Source organism: Streptomyces virginiae (genome assembly GCF_041432505.1).
Classification (GTDB): domain Bacteria; phylum Actinomycetota; class Actinomycetes; order Streptomycetales; family Streptomycetaceae; genus Streptomyces; species Streptomyces virginiae_A.
Window position 1 is genome coordinate 165,865 of sequence record NZ_CP107873.1, and the last position, 15,936, is coordinate 181,800.

Here is a 15,936-nt window from a genome sequence, read left to right on the forward strand (position 1 = left end):
GGGGAGGGAAGCACGATGGAGAAGCCGAGCATGACGGAGCCGGAGCGCCGGGCGCTATGCCAGGAGATCACGGCGACGGTCGGGCTGGAGCCGAGGCTGAACCGGCTCTTGACGGCTGTGCACGAGGCCGGGCACGCGATCGTCGGTCACACCGTCGGGTTCAAGGTCGCGGGGGCTTCCGTCGTCAATACAGAGGTTCTCGGCCTGGAGGACGGGGACCGGGTCAACTTCGACTTCTCACCGTTCGGGGACGGCGACATCCCCCTGTCGGACCTGCTCGCGATGCGCATGGCCGGGTTCCAGGCCACGTACATGTGGCTGCGGGGCCGTGGTGCCCCGGCCGGGGCACCGGAGTTCCAGACCGCGATGAACATGATGTCGAGCTCCGACATCGTCGAGTGCTACGGACACTGCGCGGAGGTGGACATGCCCGCGGTGAGTACGACGCGCGAGGGCCTGTACGGCGGCGCGCTGATCCTGAAGTGGCGGTGGCGGGCGGTCCTGCGCCTGGCCTACGTCCTGGCCCGGGTCGGAACCCTGGACGCCGACCAGCTGCGGCCGCACCTGGACGCCGACCCGCGAACTCATCAGGGCGCCATCGACGCCTACCGGGCCTGGCAGAAGCGGACCTCCTCCGTGTGGATGGTCCAGGAGACCGTGGACGCGGGGAAGAGGTGATCGCCGTGGCCGGACCGGCGTGGGGGCAGCGCACTTGGCGCCCCCTGCTGCCCCGATTCCTGGCCGGCCTCGGCCGCACCCGGTAGTTCCAGCACCCCGAGCGCCCGGCCTCGCGCGGACGGCCGCCCGGCCCAGAGGCAAGCCGGTCTCCCGTCCGGGCGCGCCGCCCGCCTGGTCCGGCCGGCGCTCGCCCACTTCAACCGAAGGCGAACATGTCCGAGACCGAGAACGAGCCCATCTACACGGCCGACGTCGTCGCTCTGACCCCCAGCGGCGAGGTCGTGCTGATCGAGCGCGACCGGCCGCCCTTCGAAGCCGCCTGGGCGCTCCCGGGAGGTCATGTGGGCGCCGGAGAAGCGCCCTTCGTGGCGGCCGCCCGCGAGCTCGCCGAGGAGACCGGTGTCCATGTGGCCGTCGGCAATCTCCACCAGATCGGCGTCTGGGACCAGGTCGGCCGCGACCCGCGCGGCACCTACGTCACGTTCGCGTACATGGTCATCGTCCCCGACGGCACTCCGGCCACCGCCGGGGACGACGCCCGCACCGCTCGCTGGTGGCCCGCGAAGGATCTGCCGGAGAACCTGGCGTTCGACCACGCCGACATCATCAGCGTGGCCCTGACGCCCAACTCCTGAGGCACCAGCAGATACCCGGGTGCCGCGCAGGGCCCAGGCGGGGCACGGCAACCGTCGCTGCCCGCCCGGTCCTGGCCAGCCGCGGCCGCCCATCCCGACGCCCCTGACCCCGTTGCCGCAGGTCGGGGGCGTCGGTGTACCTCAGGACCGTGACGCCAATATTTAGTTGGCCAAATTCATGTTGACAGGCCAACTTTGAGTTGGCACTCTTGAGGAGTCGGGCCGCCCTGGCCCGCACATCAGGAAGTGTGACTGCTCGCGATAGCTGTCACCTCGCAGCGCGAACTGTCACCGCCGGGACGCTCGCGGCGGTCGAGGACCGACGCCTGTACAGCGCTCCAGGTCACCGACTCGCGCGTACGTCGGTGTGGTGACAACTACGGCTGCGAACGTGCCGTTGGTGACAACAAACTCGTGCATCTGGTGACAGATACCGCTGAGATTCCAGCGCGGAGCCGCAGGTCGGTCACCGGCGCCGGTGACAACTACCGCTGCAAGTCACAGGAAGGAAGAACGCATGGACCAGTGGGCCCTCATCGCCATCGCCGTACTGATCGGCGCTCTGGCCGGATCCACGCTCGCCCGCCGGAACCGGCCCGAGCCGCCCAACACCGTCTACCGCCCGGCCGCCCCGCAGCCCGCCAAGACCCCGCCCGTCCAGTGCATCGGGATCAGCCTCGACGAGATGAAGACCTTCGAGCGCGTGCTGTTACACGCCGACGAGTGCAACCGCCGCGCCCGCCCGTACTCCGGCAACGGCACCTACACCACCGAGCTGATCGGCCGCCTGTACGAGAGCGCCGGCGTTGCCTCCATCACCCAGCCCGACCCCGCCCGCGTCCGGATCCCCATCCAGAAGGGCGACTTCAACTGGCTGAGCTACGCGATCCGCGACATCGACACCCACCGAGGAAGTGCCGAGACCGCCCGCGAAGGCCGCCTGCTGCTCAACCGCTTCCACGCCCTGCTCGGACAGGCCCGCGCCGTCGTCTTCCTGGACGGCACCCCGGCCTTCAACCCCGACGCTCCGTCCGCAGCGCCCCACACCCCGCAGCTCAGCACCGCCCACCACACCGAGGAGTCGAAGTGACCGAAGAGACCAAGGCCCCGAAGCACCTCGCCACGATCACCGGCATCGAGACCCCGGCCCGCACCAGCCTGACCAGCGACGGGGGAGCCCTCGCCGACCTCGCCCCGGCCGCAGCCGCCGCGCTCCGGCTGCTCGCCGACGCCATCACCCGCGGCAGCGCCCACCAGGACGACATCGTCCAGGCCCTCCAGGACGCAGGCGTCCACGAGGCCTTCGCCGACGTCCTGGCCGCCGCCTCCACCGCCGTGATGAACGAGACCGACGACCCGTACGACGTGGACTACAGCCTCCCCGCCGACAACCTCAGCGGCGCGGCCAGCCAGGTCCGAGACATCTTCCGCTGGATCTGACCCGCCACCCCGCACGAGCCCCGGTCACCCCAACGCCACCCACCAGGAGAGGTCCACCGTGAAGACCTGCGTCTTCTGCTCCATCGCCGCCGGCCAGGCTCCGGCCGTCATCGTCCGGGAATGGCCCGACGCCCTCGCGATCCGCCCGCGCACCGGTGGCGTGACCGACGGCCACGTCATGGTCCTGCCGCGCGTCCACGTCGCCGACGCCGGCAGCGACCCGGAGGTGACCGCCGCGGTGTACCGCCGCGCCGCCGAGCTGATGGCCGAGCTCCCCGCCGCCAACCTCATCACCTCGAAGGGCACCGAGGCGACCCAGTCCGTCTTCCACCTGCACGTCCACGTCGTCCCCCGCCAGGACGGCGACAACCTGCCCCTGCCCTGGACCCCGCAGCACGCCGCCCGCGCCGCCGCGCAGAACGGAGCCTCCTCATGAGCGTCAACCTGGTCATGGCCCGCGAACCCATCCCGGCCGGCCCGTCCGTCTTCCTCGCCGGACCCACCCCCGACAAGAGCGCACCGGTCCCGTCCTGGCGGCCCGGCGCCGCCGACGCCCTGGCCGCGCAGTGGGCCGGCGCCCACCCCCTGACCGTCCTGAGCCCCGAGTCCCGGCACGGCCGGCGCGCCGACCGCTACGAGACCCAAGTCGACTGGGAGACCGACGCCCGCGCCGCGGCCAGCGCGATCCTCTTCTGGATCCCCCGCGACCTGAAGACGATGCCGGCCATGACCACCAACGTGGAGTTCGGCCTGGACGTGTCGACGGGCCGGGCGGTCCTCGGCTGCCCGCCCGACTGCCCCAACCCCGAGCGCAACCGATACCTGATCTACGTGGCCCGCCGCCACGGTGTGCCGGTGCGCACCACCCTGACCGACACCGTCGCGGCCGCCCTCGCGCTCGTCACCAGCGGCTGCTGATCCCGCCGCACCGACCCAGCCACCCAAGAAGGACTTCCTGATGGAACGCGTGTACCTCAACAACCGCATCGGTGAGCGCCGCATCCACATCGAGTTCGACGAAGCGGAGATCGCCGAACTGCTCACCGAGCTCGGCGAACCGACGTCCCACTCCATGCGGGAGCTGATCGAGATCCTGGCCACCGCGCACCACCGCTTCGGCCGCGAGCGCGGCACCGAGGACAAGCCCAACGGCACCTGACCGCCCTGTTCCTGAACCCACCACGTGACCGGAGAGATTCATGAGTGACATCACCGAGACCATCCCCGCCGGACGCCGCTGCTGGTCGGTGCAATGGCCGGAGTACACCCCGACGGACGTCACACCGCCCGAGCTGCAGCCCGCGGCCCTCGCCCAGCACGTACCCGACTGGGCCGAGGGAGCCCCCTCGCCGACCGACGTGACCGACTGGGACCGCCGGCGGGCCGCCGCGCTCGTACGGTTCGAGCTGGACACGCGCGGCTGGCCGCTGCACCCGCAGGGCCGCACCGGCCGCACCGGCCGCACTGGGCCGGTGGGGCGAGAACGCCGCCGCCGACCCCATCGTGGTCGCGGGCACCGGCCAGGACCGCCGTGTCCTGCTGATCACCCGGGACGACATCCAGGTGGAGGCGATCCCCGGCGGCATGGTGGACCCGGGCGAGACCGCACCGGCCGCCCTCGTCCGGGAGCTGCGCGAGGAAACCGGCGTCGACCTGTCCGGCCACCGGCCGGTCATCCTCGGCCAGGACCTCGTAGACGACTGGCGAGCCTCGGACCACGCCTGGGTCGCGTCCACCAGCGCGCTCTACCTGCTGCCCGCCACGGTGACCGCCATCGCCGCCGACGACGCCCTCGACGCCAACTGGTGGCCGTTCAGCTCCCTCGACCAGCTCGACACCGAGATCACAGCCGCCGGACGCACCCTCTACACCGCGCACCGGCCCCTCCTGCAGCGCGCCCTCGACTACCTCAACCAGTAACCCTGCAAGCGAGAACGGAGCACACTGTGGCCAAGCTGATCACGATCACAGAGTCCGACGGCAACGTCATCGAGACCACCGTCAGCGACGACGCGACCGCTCGCGAATACGAGGAACTCCCCTTCCAGGTGGGCCACGTGGTCAGCGTCACCGTCACCGACGACTAGCGCACCCCCTGCGGGCGACGACCCATGACCGACCGTCGGCCGCGTCCCGCCCCAAGAGCGGAGCCCCGGACTCAGGAGTCCGGGGCTCCGCTGCGGGAACAGGGCCGACCAGCCACACAGACCGTCGACCACCTCCACCTGCACGTCGTTCCCCGCCAGGAGGGCGACATCCTTCCCCTGCCATGGACCCCGCAGCACGCTGCCCGCGCCGCCGAGCAGGGCACGGCCACTCCGTGACCGGCAGCACCGCCTTGCCGCCGCAGGACCCTCGAAGCTACGTGCGCGGGCCGGTGGCCGCGCGCATCGCCTCCTCCAGCTCGTCGTAGCGGAACGGGCTGTCCTCCTCCTCCACTTCGCGCACTGCGTCCAGAAACGCCTGCCACGCCTTGTCTCCACGGAGCGACGCGGGCACGAGTGAAAAGAAGGTGACCGCCAGCTCGCCCATCGCCGATGCCGTACGGCATTCGAAGTTCTCCGCCCAGGCGGACAGGATGTCGCCGAGCTGCTCCGCGGTCACGAACGGGGCGCAGGCCGGCACCGACTGCTGGGCCGTGCTCTCGGCAGTACGCCAGCTCTTGGCTCCCTCCAGGACGGCCGCCACATGGCCCGCCAAGTACGGGCCCGGGCGATGCCTGATCACGGAGGCTTTCTGCCATGCGGACAGCGCCTGAAACTTCGGCTCCAGAGAGGGCAAGGCCGCCCGCACGTGCTTCAGCTCCACCAGGCTGAGGAAGACGACCTGGTCCGCGGACAGCGGGTCGTAATCGCCAGGCAGGTTGATCTGGCCGGCGTAGTCCTCGAACTGGGTGCGCATGGCCGTCTCGACCTCGTCCCAGAAGGCATCGAGGTCGCCGAGGCGGACGAGGGCACGGACCTGTGCATCGAACGGCTGCTGCCCGAGCCGGCCCATGACGGGGGCGATGGCCTCTTGGACGAGCGTGCGGTCCCGTTCCGCGAACGCGCGGAGGCAAGTCGCGTACCGGTCGGCCATCACCGTCTCGCTGAGCGCGCCGACGCTCGTCTGCTCCAGGAGAGCCTCCTTGGCGGCGAGGACCACGATGTTGCGTCGGGTGGCGGATTTCGCCCGGGCGAAGAACACCTGTGCCAGGTAGTCACTACTTCCGACGAACGACGCCTCGCCCACATGTTCGCGGAAACGGTCCACGGCTTTCCGGCCCTGGCTCGGCGGGTGGATCAGCAGCGCTTCCACTGCCGCCGCGAGGTGTGCCCTGGCGTACTCGGTCGTGGGGGTGAAGAGCTCCCCGAGCGGACGCAGCGACGGGTGGGCGGCCAGGTTGCGGTCCTCCTTCAGCCGCTCCAGCTCGCGCTTCTCCACGAAGTCGATCAGGTCGAGCGATGCGGCGACGTCGAGGATCGTGTTCTCGACGTTGAGCATCGTCTTGATCGCGTCCCGGTCAGGCTTCCCACGGGCCTCGTCGATCCTCTTCACCAGCTGCTTGGCGTCGCCCTCATCGTCCTCGGCGAGCTGGTAGAGCTTGTGGATGAGATCCGTGCACACGGCGGTCCAGGTCAGGACGATGCACGCGCGGGCAGAGCCTGTTGTGTAGCAGCGGTATGCCTCGGCCACGAGTGGCCGTACCTCCTGGTGCCACACCTGGTTGATCTTTATCTCAAGGTCCATCATCAGCGCCGCCCCCTGCGATCCTGCGGCGACCTCGTGTGCCGCGTGAAAGCGCAGCGTACTGAGTGCCAGCGGATCTTCAGGATGCGGAGACCCCGCCCGGGAGAGCCAGGGGAGTGGTTCAGTCTGCTTCGACGTAGGCGACCAGGACCAGCGTGCCCAGGGCAGTCGGCACGTACAGGATCCGGACGCCGTCCTCGCGGTGCTCACGGATCGCACCGTGCTTCGACAGCACGCCGATCTCCGGGTCTTTCGAGACGGCCACAAGGACCGGGTCGAGGCGGAGCCGCTCGGCCTCCGTCATCTTCTCGATCTGCTCCTGCGCCACGTCGTAGAAGACGATGCGCGCGCGCCTGGGCGCGTGTCGGCCCATCAGGCGACGTGCGAGGTGGGAGCGGAGTCGTCGAGCGGGGGCTGCCCGAGCTTGTCGCGCAGCTCCTCCCACGAGGTAACGGCGTCCAGGTCGACACCTTCACCGGCCAGGCGCTCCAGGACGTAGGCGATCCGCGGGTCGCCGTCAGCCATCTCCCGCGCGTCGGCCCGCAGGGCGTCCTGCTCGGCCGGGTCGAAGACGATCCGCATCGCGGCCTCCAAGTCGTAGATGCTGCAACGAGGCTAGCGCAGGCGCGCCCCACCGGAACCCGGAAGGCGAAGAGGTACTGAGACCGCCCGCTGCGCGGGGGTGCCGTGTGGCCGGCGGAGACGAAAGCGGCCGGCGCCCACTTCCGCCGAGGCGGGTGGCAAGGGCGCCGGCCAACCGAAAACACACACTCCGGGAGACCCGAGAGGCGTATCTCACCTCCGAGTGTATCCGTACGCCGCGGCGTTGCGGGCACACTCCACTTGCCAAAGATGATGTAAGCTAGGTAATGTTTTCTTGTTCGCGGGTGGTGGCAGCCCGCGGCGCCGAACACACACCGACAGCCTGGAGGCCCCATGTCCATCTCCCTCACCTACCCCGCCGGCAGCCCGACGCAGACCGCGGGCGCCGTACCTGCCTGGCTGGCCACCGCCGCGGCCGCCGAGGCCGAACTCTCCCGCCTCGCCGAGCTCCTGGCCGAGGCCGGCGTCACCACCGTCCCCGCCGCCGGCGTCCTGGCGATCCCCGGACTCGCCGCCGGCCCGGGCGACACCACCGGCATCCGGGTGCGCACCACCAGCAACCCGCCGCACGCCCTGTACGTCGTCGCCGGCGGCAACCTCACCCCGCACAGCGGCGCCGACAGCGCCTTCGCCCGCCTCCACCCGCTCATCGAGGCGGCCGCCCGCCCCTGCGACGGATGCGGCGCCGAAGCCAGCGCGCCGTGCAACCCGAACTGCCTGCCCGACCCCACGAACGACTGACACCCCGCCGGCGGGGCGCCACAAGCGCCCCGCCCCGTGATGAAGGAGAAGAACATGATCCGCGCCGGACGCCTGCAGTATGTCCAGACCATGGCCGACCTGGCCGCCGCCCTCGGCAAGGCACTCGTCACCGTCCGCAACCAGAAGCCCTACGCGGCGGAAGGCCACCCGGCGCCGATCAGCTCGCCCAAGGCCCGCAACCAGCTCTGGGACGCGGAGCAGACCAAGGCCTACTACGCCGGCGAGCCCATCCCCGAGCTGCCCCAGGCCGACGACGACGAGGACCTCCTGGACCGCCACGAGGCCGCCGAACTGCTCGGCATCGCCCCCGTGACCTGGAACACCTACAAGCGCGACCCCGAGCTGGTCGCCGGTGTGGTCCTTGTGCCCAAGGGCCCCAAAGGCACCGAGCACTGGCCCCGCCGCCTGGTCCTCGCGTACAAGAACAGCCGTCCCGGGCGCGGCGCCGGCGGCGGCCGCCGCGAGGGCAGCGGCGACATGATCCCCCGCGACGAGATCCTGCCCCGGATCGCCGAGCTCCTGGACGCCGACCCCGCCGTCACCGTCGAGACCGTCTCCGACACCCTCGGCATCACCAAGTTCCCCACCGCGCAGTCCGGCCTGGCCACCCTGCGCGGCCGGCGCATCGCCGACCTCATCGAGAAGCAGCCCGGCCTCGACCCGAAGGACGCCGCCACCCAGCTGGGCTACCCCAACATCACCCACCGCGGCGCCATCACGGTCGCCGAGCGGGAGCTCCGCGCCCGCAGCGCCCAGCCGTACCTGCAGCACACCGCCGACGTCCTGGCCGCCGCGGGCATCGCCCAGCAGGCGCAGGTGGAGATGCGCCAGCTCGACGGAGAGCACGTCGCCGCCGCCGTACTGCTCAACACGGATCAGCCGGCCGCGGCCGTGGTGTGGGACGACCGCTCCGGGTGGCGGACCTCGACCAGCCGCCGGCACCCCATCGGCAAGGCCACCGACACCCCGCCCGAGGGCGAGGGAATCCGCTACCTGGGCAGCGGGCTCCGGCCCGAGCCCGAAGAGCTCCTCGCCGCCCTGCGCGACGGCCGCAAGGGCACCAAGCGCCCCCACACCAATCCCTGAACCCAGCCGCGGCTATCGAGACGCGGGCACCGACGCCCGTACGCAATCCGAACTGGACCGTCGACCACACCCACGCAGACAAGGGAGGCACAGCGTGAGCACCGAGCAGCACGACTCCGACGCGTACGGCCAGGAGCTGGCCCGTATCGGCCATCATCAGAGCGAGGCGACGGGTGCGCGGTTCACCGTGTTCCAGGTCCTGGCCGCCGTCGGGGTCGCTCCAGAGCAGGCGGACGAGATTGTGTCGAAGCTGGAGGCCGGCGCCGTGGCGGGGGCCCACACCTGGATTTCCGAGAGCAGCGCCCCGCACGGGTCGGATCCGCGGTTCGAGGACGGCTGGTTCGCCGGTGTCCGCGCGGTCGCCAGCTACCTGCTGCACATCGCCGACACCACGGCCACCGCTCAGCGCGGGCTCGCCGCCTCCAGCGCTTTGCTGCTCGCGCACGCTCGGCAGCCAGCCTCCCCCGCTCCGGAACCCCCGGCGCAGGAACCGGCTCCAGCGCTGGACACGAAGGAGGTCTTGGCGGCGGCCCGGCGGTGCACGTGGGCCTTGGCCGACCCGGGCGACTTCCTCGGCCCCGAGGCGTCGGACGAGATCCTGACCGTGGCGCTCGGCGCCGTGCGCGAGGACGAGCGAGCCGGGTACGTAGAGCGCCTGGAGGCGTTCGCCGAGCAGCACCGCGCACGCCTGGAAGAGTTGCTGCGCGCGTACGGGCCGGGCAGCACGCCCGCGTCGCACGGCCGCTACATGCTGGCCGGTCAGCCCGAAAGTCTGATCATCTGCGAACGGATGGAGGCCGCGCCGTTCCTGCTGCGCAGCCGGTGGGACAAGACGATGGACGCCGTTCTCCTGGACGACCTTGAGTTCGCATGGGGACCGCGCACCCGCCTGAGCCGGTGAACCTCCGAGGCACATGTCGACGGGCCCTACGGAGCTATCCGTGCGGCCCGTCACTGGCGGTACACCCCTGCTGAAATTCCGACCACCTTGATCCTGAATCCGGGGAAGAATGACCCATTCCGGGTGGGCATCGGTCCACCCGTCTACAGGGGTGGGGAGGCCAGGATGCCGCTGGACTGGGATCGGATCGGCACGGGGGACAGCGAGGCCCTTCTGAGGCCACGGGACATCTATTCCGGGCTGGCCGACCGCCCGTGGCCCTACCTGCGCCACGAGCAAGGCGAAGTCCTCGACGCATGGTTCGACCGGCGTGACGACCGCGACGTGGTGATCAAGCAGAACACCGGAGGCGGCAAGACCGCGGTCGGCCTGCTGATCGCCCAGAGCACCCTCAACGAGGGCATCGGCAAGGCCGTGTACCTGGCGCCGGACAACTACCTCGTCAAGCAGGTCCGCGCGGAAGCGCGCAAGCTCGACATCGCCACGACCGAAGACCCCCAGGACCCTGGGTTCCTCGCGGCGCGGACCGTCCTGGTGACGAACTACCAGAAGCTGATCAACGGCAAGTCCCAGTTCGGCGTTGTCGGCGACGGCAAGCAGCCGCTCGACCTCGGCGTCGTCGTGGTCGACGATGCCCACGCCGCACTCGCGCGGACCGAGGACCAGTTCCGGCTCCGCGTACCCTTCGGCCACGATGCCTACCAGGACCTGCTGGACCTCTTCCGCGAGGACCTGCGCCACCAGGCCCCGAACGCCTTGGCCGACCTTGAAGCGCGGGACTTCAGCGCGCTGGCCACCATCCCCTTCTGGGCGTGGTCGGACAAGAACGAGCAGGTCCTGAAGATCCTGCACCCGCACCGTGGCGGCGACGCCTTCAAGTTCGCGTGGCCGCTGATCGCGCACGTCCTGCCCCTGTGCTCCGCGACGGCGACGTCCACGGCGATCGAGATCCGGCCCTCGTGCCCGCCGATCGACCGCATCCCCTCCTTCGCCCGAGCCCGTCGCCGCGTCTACCTCACCGCCACCCTGGCCGACGACAGTGCCCTGGTCACCGACTTCCAGGCCGACCCCGCCCTGGTCGCCCGGCCGATCACACCGGGCAGCGCGGCCGATCTCGGCGAACGGATGATCCTCGCGCCCATCGCCCTCAACACGGACCTCGACAACGACGCCGTGCGTCAGCTGGCCCGTCAGTACGCGGACGGTGACCGGGACGGCGACGGCGTGCGCGACGCCGACCCGATCAACGTCGTCGTCCTCGTACCCAGCGACCAGGCCGCGGCCGCCTGGAAGCCCTACGCCGACCGCACCCACCACGTGCAGGACCTCGCGGCCGGAGTGAAGGAGCTCCAGGAAGGCCACGTGGGTCTGGTCGTCATGGTCAACAAGTACGACGGCGTCGACTTGCCTGCCGACGCCTGCCGCCTGCTCATCCTCGACGGCATTCCCCGGCCCCTCGACGCCGTGGAACGCCGCGAGTCCGTGGCCCTGGCCGACAGCCCCGTCCGCCTCGCCCGGGAAATCCAGCGGATCGAGCAGGGCATGGGCCGCGGCGTCCGGGACAGCGAGGACTACTGCGCGGTCCTCCTCCTCGGTGCGAACCTCGCACTCGCCCTCCACGAACCCCGACACCTGCAGCTGTTCTCGCCCGCGACCCAGGCCCAACTTGCCCTCAGCCGGGAAATCGCCGAGCAGATCCACGGCGCCGGCTTGGACGACGTACGCCAGGTCCTCGAAGCGTGCCTGGCCCGAGACCCCCGGTGGACCGGACGCAGCCGCCGCGCCCTGGCCGAGATCCGCTACACCCAGCTCGGCACCGTGCGCCCGGAGGCGGTGGCGCTGCGCGAAGCCTTCGACCTGGCTGTCACTGGCCTCACGGAAAAGGCGGCCGACCGCCTCCAGAAGACGATGAACGCCCTCGACGACAAGCCGCTGCGCGGGTGGCTGCGCGAGCAGAAGGCCGCCTACCTCCACCAGACCAACGCTGTTTCCGCCCAACAGAGCTTGGTTACCGCCGTCGGCGAGAACCAGTTCGTCCTGCGCCCCCTCGCCGGCGTAGCCTCCGCCCAGATCAAGCCGGCCGTCGTACAGGCGCGCGCTGCGGCCGAGTTCCTGGCCAACGAGTACGCCGACGGCATCACCCTGGTGCTCGGCATCAAGAAGATCCTCGAAGACGTGGTCTGGGAGGTCGAAGAGCGATCGGACGACGCCGAACATGCCTGGTACCGCTTGGGCCTCCACCTCGGATTCGTCAGTACCCGGCCCGAGAAGCAGGAGGGCAAGGGCCCGGACAACCTCTGGGCCCTGACCTCGAAGGAGTTCGCCGTAACGGAACTCAAGACGGGCTGCGTGACGGACACCATCGCCAAGAAGGACCTGGGGCAGCTCGGCGTCAGCGTCGACTGGTGCACCGCGAAGCACCCAGAGGTCAAGGCCCTGCCGGTGATGCTGCACCGGAGCCGCACCGCCGACCAGTACGGCACCCCCGTGCCCGGCATGCGGGTGGTCACGCCAGCGAAGTACGAGCTGCTGCGCACGGCGGTCATGAAGTACGCCACCGCACTCGCGGGCGACCTCGGGAATTGGGGCGAAGAGCAGGCCGTCACCGCGCAGCTCGCGCAGAACAAGCTGACCGGCGCCGTCTTCTTCTCCACCTACGCCGAGACCTGCCGGACGACCCCGTAGCAGCGAGAAATATCCAGCCATGCCGCCGCAGCCCCGCCCTCGGAACGTGGTCTCTCCGGGAGTGGGGCTGCGGCACGATGAGATGATGCCGACGTGGAGGGGGACCAGATGAGCGGGAGCTGGGAACGCGCAATCGCGGAACTGCGCGCGCAGGGCCTCGCAGCCCGGGCGTCAGCCGGCCGAGTCAGCGAGATCGGGGCCGACGTACAGCAGCGGACCACCGCGGCCGCGGTCCACTATGCGGCCGAGACCGACTACCTGCGCAGCGCCCTTGCACTGCTGCGCGCGCATCTCGCCGACGGGCAGCCTCCGCGGCGCCTGCCCACCGCCCGGGTATGGCCCCGGCCCATCCGCGACCTGTGGAAGGACCGGGTCCTGGAGCGGACGGGCGGCCTGTGGCAGGCAGTCCCCGGTGCTGCGGCGGTCGACCAGATGCGCAGCGCCCCGACCTCGCCGCGGCTGGACGCATTGATCGAGCAGGCCGAGGCGCTCCAGGCCAGCCTCCACGGCCACCGCAGGCACCCGCGGATGTACGAGAAGTACTTCCCCGAGCGCGACGGCGGCGTTCGCGACCCGCTGGGCGGAGGCGGACGGCCAGCCCCCACGGTGCCCGGATTCCCCGACCCCGGGCACCCGGTGAACCTGACCTTCGCCGGCGGGACCGGGCTGCGCATCCAGCCGGCCCGCGCCGAGGAGGCCGACCGGCTCAAGGGCGACGAGTTCGCGGTGCACCACCGAGCCCTCGCCTTCGGCGACGCGGTCCTGGACCTGCTCGTCGAGGCCCGCCTCGACGGCACCCGCCCGCAGGCGGGACAACTGCGCGGGGCGGGACGGTGGGTCGGCCGGGAGGAGGACCTCGTACCCGCCCGTACGGCGTGGCCGGCCAAGCTCAACGGCTTCCAGGCAGTGACCCTGGCCGGGCTAGGCCTGCTGGTACTGGCCTGCGCGGCGCTTCCGATGACCTTCGGCAAGGAGGCCGACCTCTTCTCTCACTACACCCTGCTGTTCGTGGCATCCGGGACCCTCGCGCTCGCCGGCACGGCGATCCTCCACCGGACCGGGCCCCGGCTCATCCAGGCACCCGGCCTCAGGGCCGCGGCACCCGGCATCACCGCCGGACTCCTTGCGCTCGCGGTATGGCAGGGGCAAGGCCCCGTGGCCGACCACTTCTTCGCCGGCCCCTACGAACGCTACGAACGCGAACTCGCCCACGGATGCCTGGCCGCCAGCCCCTACCGAAGCGACGCCGTACAGACCCGTGTCGACCACGGCGTACTCCTCGTCACCCCCACCAGCCAAGGAACGACCCTGCGCCTGGGGCCCGCTGAAGACGGCAGCACGCACCCGCTCCAGCCGGTGGATGCCGCGACGCGGAAGGTCCTCGACGACTTCAGGTGCTGACCGTCCGCTCGGTGCGGTCCTGCAACCTCCTGGCACCCGCACCGAGGACGTCAGCCGGCCTGCCGGTAGCTGGCCGCCGGCCCCACCGTGCCAGAACCGAAACGCGCGTTGAGCAGGTCGATCGCCTTCTCCGCCCGCAGCCGCCGGTCGCGGCCCTGGTCGAAGGAGAGCTGCTCGGCGACGGCCGCCGCGTCGACCAGCTGCTCGCAGCGCAGCGCGATGCCACGTACCCGGGCCCGCTGGAAGCCCAGCGCCCGGTACATCTCGTACGCGGTGTCGCGCAGATCCTCGGTGTGCGCGCTCGGCCCGCCGGGCAGCTGGCGGCTGCGGTGGACCTGGGAGCGGTCGGCCAAGGTGACAGTCATCGTGATCGTCCTGGCCGCCTGCCGCCGGTTCCGCAGCCGGTCGCCGAGCTCGACCGCCAGCGACAGCAGCGCCGCACGGACCGCCTCGGGGGACAGGGTGTCAAGGGCGAACCGACGCTGCGCGGCCGTGCTGTGCGGCAGCTCCGTCGGCACCACCACCCGGCGGTCGATGCCGCGGGCCACCTCGCGCAGCTGCCGGCCCGCCCGCCCGCCGAGCACCCGCTGCACGGACGCCTCCGGCAGCTGCGCCAGCAGGCCGATCGTGTGCACGCCGAACTGAACCAGGCGCTGCTCCTGGGCGCGCCCGATGCCGTAGAGCTCCCCGACCGGCCGGTGGTGCAGGAACGCGGCCACCTGCTCCGGCGCCGAGCCGACGGCGACCAGGCCGCATCGCGCGGCATCCCGGGAGGCCATCGCGGCCACCGACCACGTCGGGCCGACTCCGATCACAACCGGCAGCCCGTACAGCGCCATCGCCCGGGCCCGGATCATCAGCCCGAGGTCGGCCGGATCCCGGTCGAAGAATCTGATGCTGCCCGAGACGTCCGCGACCAGGACCGACGGCGGGACGGCCTGCACCACCGGTGTCACGTCCGCCACCAGGCCGAGGAGCAGCCGGTACGCCACCGGGTCCACGTCCACGGGGCAGCGCAGATGCAGGATCGGGGAGCCGGCGCCCACCGGTTCCCTCTGCTCGTCGTCCACGGCGACACCTCCCACACCCACCGTATCGAAAATATATTCGAACAGGCACGCCGGAAAGCGGAATGGTGAATTCGAACAGAGATACGATACTGAGGTGATCTACCGACCTCTGCCCCGGCCACGCCACCTCGAACGCACGCCGGGCCGCACAGAGCTGCCGGCCAAGGCGGCCAGCGCCGCCGGCAGCCCCCAGCCGCGCAGGAAGGCGTAGGCGATGCCCGCCGGACGCGACATCGACTGGCTCCTCCCGCCCGACATCGAGCGACTGCGGACGCTGGAACGGTGGTGCCTGGTGCTGCTGGAGCTGATCCGCGGCCGCATCGCGGAGATCGAGCGCCGGGACCGCGTCAGCGAAGCTGCCCGGAGCGGGCCGGCCGTCACCCCACTGAACGAATGGAAGCTGGAGTACCCGATCGGCAAAGGGCAGTCGCGCATGCTCGTCCACACCGCGGACTGCCGCCTCGCCTCAGGACGTACACGACCCACCACACGGGAGCAGGCACTCGACGCCCTTCGCCAGCCCCACGTCGAAGCCTGCTCGATCTGCCCCGCCGCCCTAGAGCTCGGCATCACCGACCCCTGAGCCCGCCACACCCGCCGGTCGGCCTGCCGCGTGTCGACCGGCTTGCCCATCCTGCTGAACCTGGCTTGCCCACCGTGATGCAGGCTTGCCCAAGCTGGTGCACCCAAGGCTTGCCCAGGAAGATGCGAGGCTTGCCCAGGGTGTAAAACACCAGCTCAGGAGGGCTTGCCCACAGCTAGACGGTTCGCCCTGGCCGCAGTCGGCGAACGCGCCGCCGACCTCCGGGTGCGGTAGGCCAGGGCGGCACGAGGGTCAGGCGCTGTGCGGGGCGTGCAGCATGGTCGCCCAGCCGGCCACGTCCTGCGGCACGCCGAATCCCATGTCGATGTTGCCTAAGAACCCGGTGGACACGCGCATATCCCT

Annotated in this window: 20 protein-coding genes; 16 read left to right on the forward strand and 4 right to left on the reverse strand. The window is 71.0% G+C overall.

What is annotated here, in order from left to right; all coding sequences use genetic code 11:
• Positions 1-15 precede the first annotated feature (15 nt).
• From OG624_RS42880 to OG624_RS42925, 10 genes are all read left to right on the forward strand, one after another.
• Positions 16-678 (forward strand): hypothetical protein, encoded by a 663-nt coding sequence (locus OG624_RS42880; protein ID WP_331719706.1) that lies wholly within the window; start codon positions 16-18, stop codon positions 676-678.
• A 212-nt stretch (positions 679-890) separates the two neighbouring features.
• On the forward strand, positions 891-1,313 hold the full coding sequence (locus tag OG624_RS42885) for an NUDIX hydrolase (RefSeq protein WP_331719707.1): 423 nt from the start codon (positions 891-893) through the stop codon (positions 1,311-1,313).
• Positions 1,314-1,830: 517 nt separating this feature from the next.
• Complete coding sequence (locus OG624_RS42890; protein ID WP_371640979.1) at positions 1,831-2,403, forward strand: hypothetical protein; 573 nt, start codon at positions 1,831-1,833, stop codon at positions 2,401-2,403.
• Positions 2,400-2,753, forward strand: coding sequence for a hypothetical protein (locus tag OG624_RS42895; protein ID WP_331719709.1), 354 nt, complete (start codon positions 2,400-2,402; stop codon positions 2,751-2,753). Before OG624_RS42890 ends, OG624_RS42895 begins: the two co-directional genes overlap by 4 nt.
• Before the next feature lie 58 nt (positions 2,754-2,811).
• Positions 2,812-3,189: an HIT family protein gene (locus tag OG624_RS42900; protein WP_331719710.1), complete on the forward strand. Its 378-nt coding sequence runs from the start codon at positions 2,812-2,814 to the stop codon at positions 3,187-3,189.
• Complete coding sequence (locus OG624_RS42905; RefSeq protein WP_331719711.1) at positions 3,186-3,671, forward strand: nucleoside 2-deoxyribosyltransferase domain-containing protein; 486 nt, start codon at positions 3,186-3,188, stop codon at positions 3,669-3,671. The genes OG624_RS42900 and OG624_RS42905 overlap by 4 nt, the downstream gene beginning before the upstream one ends.
• A gap of 40 nt (positions 3,672-3,711) precedes the next feature.
• Positions 3,712-3,912: a hypothetical protein gene (locus OG624_RS42910; RefSeq protein ID WP_331719712.1), complete on the forward strand. Its 201-nt coding sequence runs from the start codon at positions 3,712-3,714 to the stop codon at positions 3,910-3,912.
• A gap of 344 nt (positions 3,913-4,256) precedes the next feature.
• Positions 4,257-4,673 carry an NUDIX hydrolase gene (locus OG624_RS42915; protein ID WP_331719713.1) on the forward strand — a complete coding sequence of 139 codons (417 nt, stop codon included), beginning with the start codon at positions 4,257-4,259 and terminating at the stop codon, positions 4,671-4,673.
• A 26-nt stretch (positions 4,674-4,699) separates the two neighbouring features.
• A complete protein-coding gene (locus OG624_RS42920) occupies positions 4,700-4,840 on the forward strand; it encodes a hypothetical protein (protein ID WP_331719714.1) in 141 nt (46 codons plus the stop codon).
• Positions 4,841-4,864: 24 nt separating this feature from the next.
• Positions 4,865-5,077: an HIT family protein gene (locus OG624_RS42925; RefSeq protein ID WP_331719715.1), complete on the forward strand. Its 213-nt coding sequence runs from the start codon at positions 4,865-4,867 to the stop codon at positions 5,075-5,077.
• Positions 5,078-5,114: 37 nt separating this feature from the next.
• Here the strand turns inward: OG624_RS42925 and OG624_RS42930 are convergent, their stop codons facing one another.
• From OG624_RS42930 to OG624_RS42940, 3 genes are all read right to left on the reverse strand, one after another.
• Entirely contained in the window at positions 5,115-6,485 is a 1,371-nt protein-coding gene (locus OG624_RS42930) for a hypothetical protein (protein ID WP_331719716.1), read from the reverse strand.
• A gap of 118 nt (positions 6,486-6,603) precedes the next feature.
• The gene (locus OG624_RS42935) at positions 6,604-6,855 is read right to left on the reverse strand and encodes a hypothetical protein (protein ID WP_331719717.1); all 252 of its coding nucleotides are present in this window, start codon (positions 6,853-6,855) and stop codon (positions 6,604-6,606) included.
• A complete protein-coding gene (locus OG624_RS42940) occupies positions 6,855-7,076 on the reverse strand; it encodes a hypothetical protein (RefSeq protein WP_371640980.1) in 222 nt (73 codons plus the stop codon). The genes OG624_RS42935 and OG624_RS42940 overlap by 1 nt, the downstream gene beginning before the upstream one ends.
• Before the next feature lie 342 nt (positions 7,077-7,418).
• Here OG624_RS42940 and OG624_RS42945 point away from each other — a divergent pair, with 342 nt between their 5' ends.
• The 5 genes from OG624_RS42945 to OG624_RS42965 all read left to right on the forward strand — a co-directional run bounded on the left by OG624_RS42945 (position 7,419) and on the right by OG624_RS42965 (position 13,920).
• On the forward strand, positions 7,419-7,826 hold the full coding sequence (locus OG624_RS42945) for a hypothetical protein (protein WP_331719719.1): 408 nt from the start codon (positions 7,419-7,421) through the stop codon (positions 7,824-7,826).
• 54 nt (positions 7,827-7,880) lie between these two features.
• Positions 7,881-8,933 carry a DUF6292 family protein gene (locus OG624_RS42950; RefSeq protein ID WP_371640981.1) on the forward strand — a complete coding sequence of 351 codons (1,053 nt, stop codon included), beginning with the start codon at positions 7,881-7,883 and terminating at the stop codon, positions 8,931-8,933.
• A 94-nt stretch (positions 8,934-9,027) separates the two neighbouring features.
• Complete coding sequence (locus tag OG624_RS42955) at positions 9,028-9,834, forward strand: hypothetical protein (protein ID WP_331719720.1); 807 nt, start codon at positions 9,028-9,030, stop codon at positions 9,832-9,834.
• Between the two features lie 165 nt (positions 9,835-9,999).
• The gene (locus OG624_RS42960; RefSeq protein WP_331719721.1) at positions 10,000-12,519 is read left to right on the forward strand and encodes a DEAD/DEAH box helicase family protein; all 2,520 of its coding nucleotides are present in this window, start codon (positions 10,000-10,002) and stop codon (positions 12,517-12,519) included.
• A gap of 93 nt (positions 12,520-12,612) precedes the next feature.
• A complete protein-coding gene (locus tag OG624_RS42965; protein ID WP_371640982.1) occupies positions 12,613-13,920 on the forward strand; it encodes a hypothetical protein in 1,308 nt (435 codons plus the stop codon).
• Positions 13,921-13,970: 50 nt separating this feature from the next.
• Here the strand turns inward: OG624_RS42965 and OG624_RS42970 are convergent, their stop codons facing one another.
• Positions 13,971-14,990 (reverse strand): DNA polymerase Y family protein, encoded by a 1,020-nt coding sequence (locus tag OG624_RS42970; RefSeq protein WP_331719723.1) that lies wholly within the window; start codon positions 14,988-14,990, stop codon positions 13,971-13,973.
• Between the two features lie 214 nt (positions 14,991-15,204).
• Here OG624_RS42970 and OG624_RS42975 point away from each other — a divergent pair, with 214 nt between their 5' ends.
• The gene (locus OG624_RS42975; RefSeq protein WP_331719724.1) at positions 15,205-15,573 is read left to right on the forward strand and encodes a DUF6233 domain-containing protein; all 369 of its coding nucleotides are present in this window, start codon (positions 15,205-15,207) and stop codon (positions 15,571-15,573) included.
• Positions 15,574-15,936 lie beyond the last annotated feature (363 nt).

Excerpts from the sequence above, each read along its gene's own strand:
- OG624_RS42880 (WP_331719706.1), top strand. The coding sequence starts at position 16 with ATGGAGAAGCCGAGCATGACGGAGCCGGAGCGCCGGGCGCTATGCCAG.
- OG624_RS42885 (WP_331719707.1), top strand. The coding sequence starts at position 891 with ATGTCCGAGACCGAGAACGAGCCCATCTACACGGCCGACGTCGTCGCT.
- OG624_RS42890 (WP_371640979.1), top strand. The coding sequence starts at position 1,831 with ATGGACCAGTGGGCCCTCATCGCCATCGCCGTACTGATCGGCGCTCTG.
- OG624_RS42905 (WP_331719711.1), top strand. The coding sequence starts at position 3,186 with ATGAGCGTCAACCTGGTCATGGCCCGCGAACCCATCCCGGCCGGCCCG.
- OG624_RS42910 (WP_331719712.1), top strand. The coding sequence starts at position 3,712 with ATGGAACGCGTGTACCTCAACAACCGCATCGGTGAGCGCCGCATCCAC.
- OG624_RS42925 (WP_331719715.1), top strand. The coding sequence starts at position 4,865 with ATGACCGACCGTCGGCCGCGTCCCGCCCCAAGAGCGGAGCCCCGGACT.
- OG624_RS42930 (WP_331719716.1), bottom strand. The coding sequence starts at position 6,485 with ATGATGGACCTTGAGATAAAGATCAACCAGGTGTGGCACCAGGAGGTA.
- OG624_RS42935 (WP_331719717.1), bottom strand. The coding sequence starts at position 6,855 with ATGGGCCGACACGCGCCCAGGCGCGCGCGCATCGTCTTCTACGACGTG.
- OG624_RS42945 (WP_331719719.1), top strand. The coding sequence starts at position 7,419 with ATGTCCATCTCCCTCACCTACCCCGCCGGCAGCCCGACGCAGACCGCG.
- OG624_RS42950 (WP_371640981.1), top strand. The coding sequence starts at position 7,881 with ATGATCCGCGCCGGACGCCTGCAGTATGTCCAGACCATGGCCGACCTG.
- OG624_RS42960 (WP_331719721.1), top strand. The coding sequence starts at position 10,000 with ATGCCGCTGGACTGGGATCGGATCGGCACGGGGGACAGCGAGGCCCTT.
- OG624_RS42975 (WP_331719724.1), top strand. The coding sequence starts at position 15,205 with ATGCCCGCCGGACGCGACATCGACTGGCTCCTCCCGCCCGACATCGAG.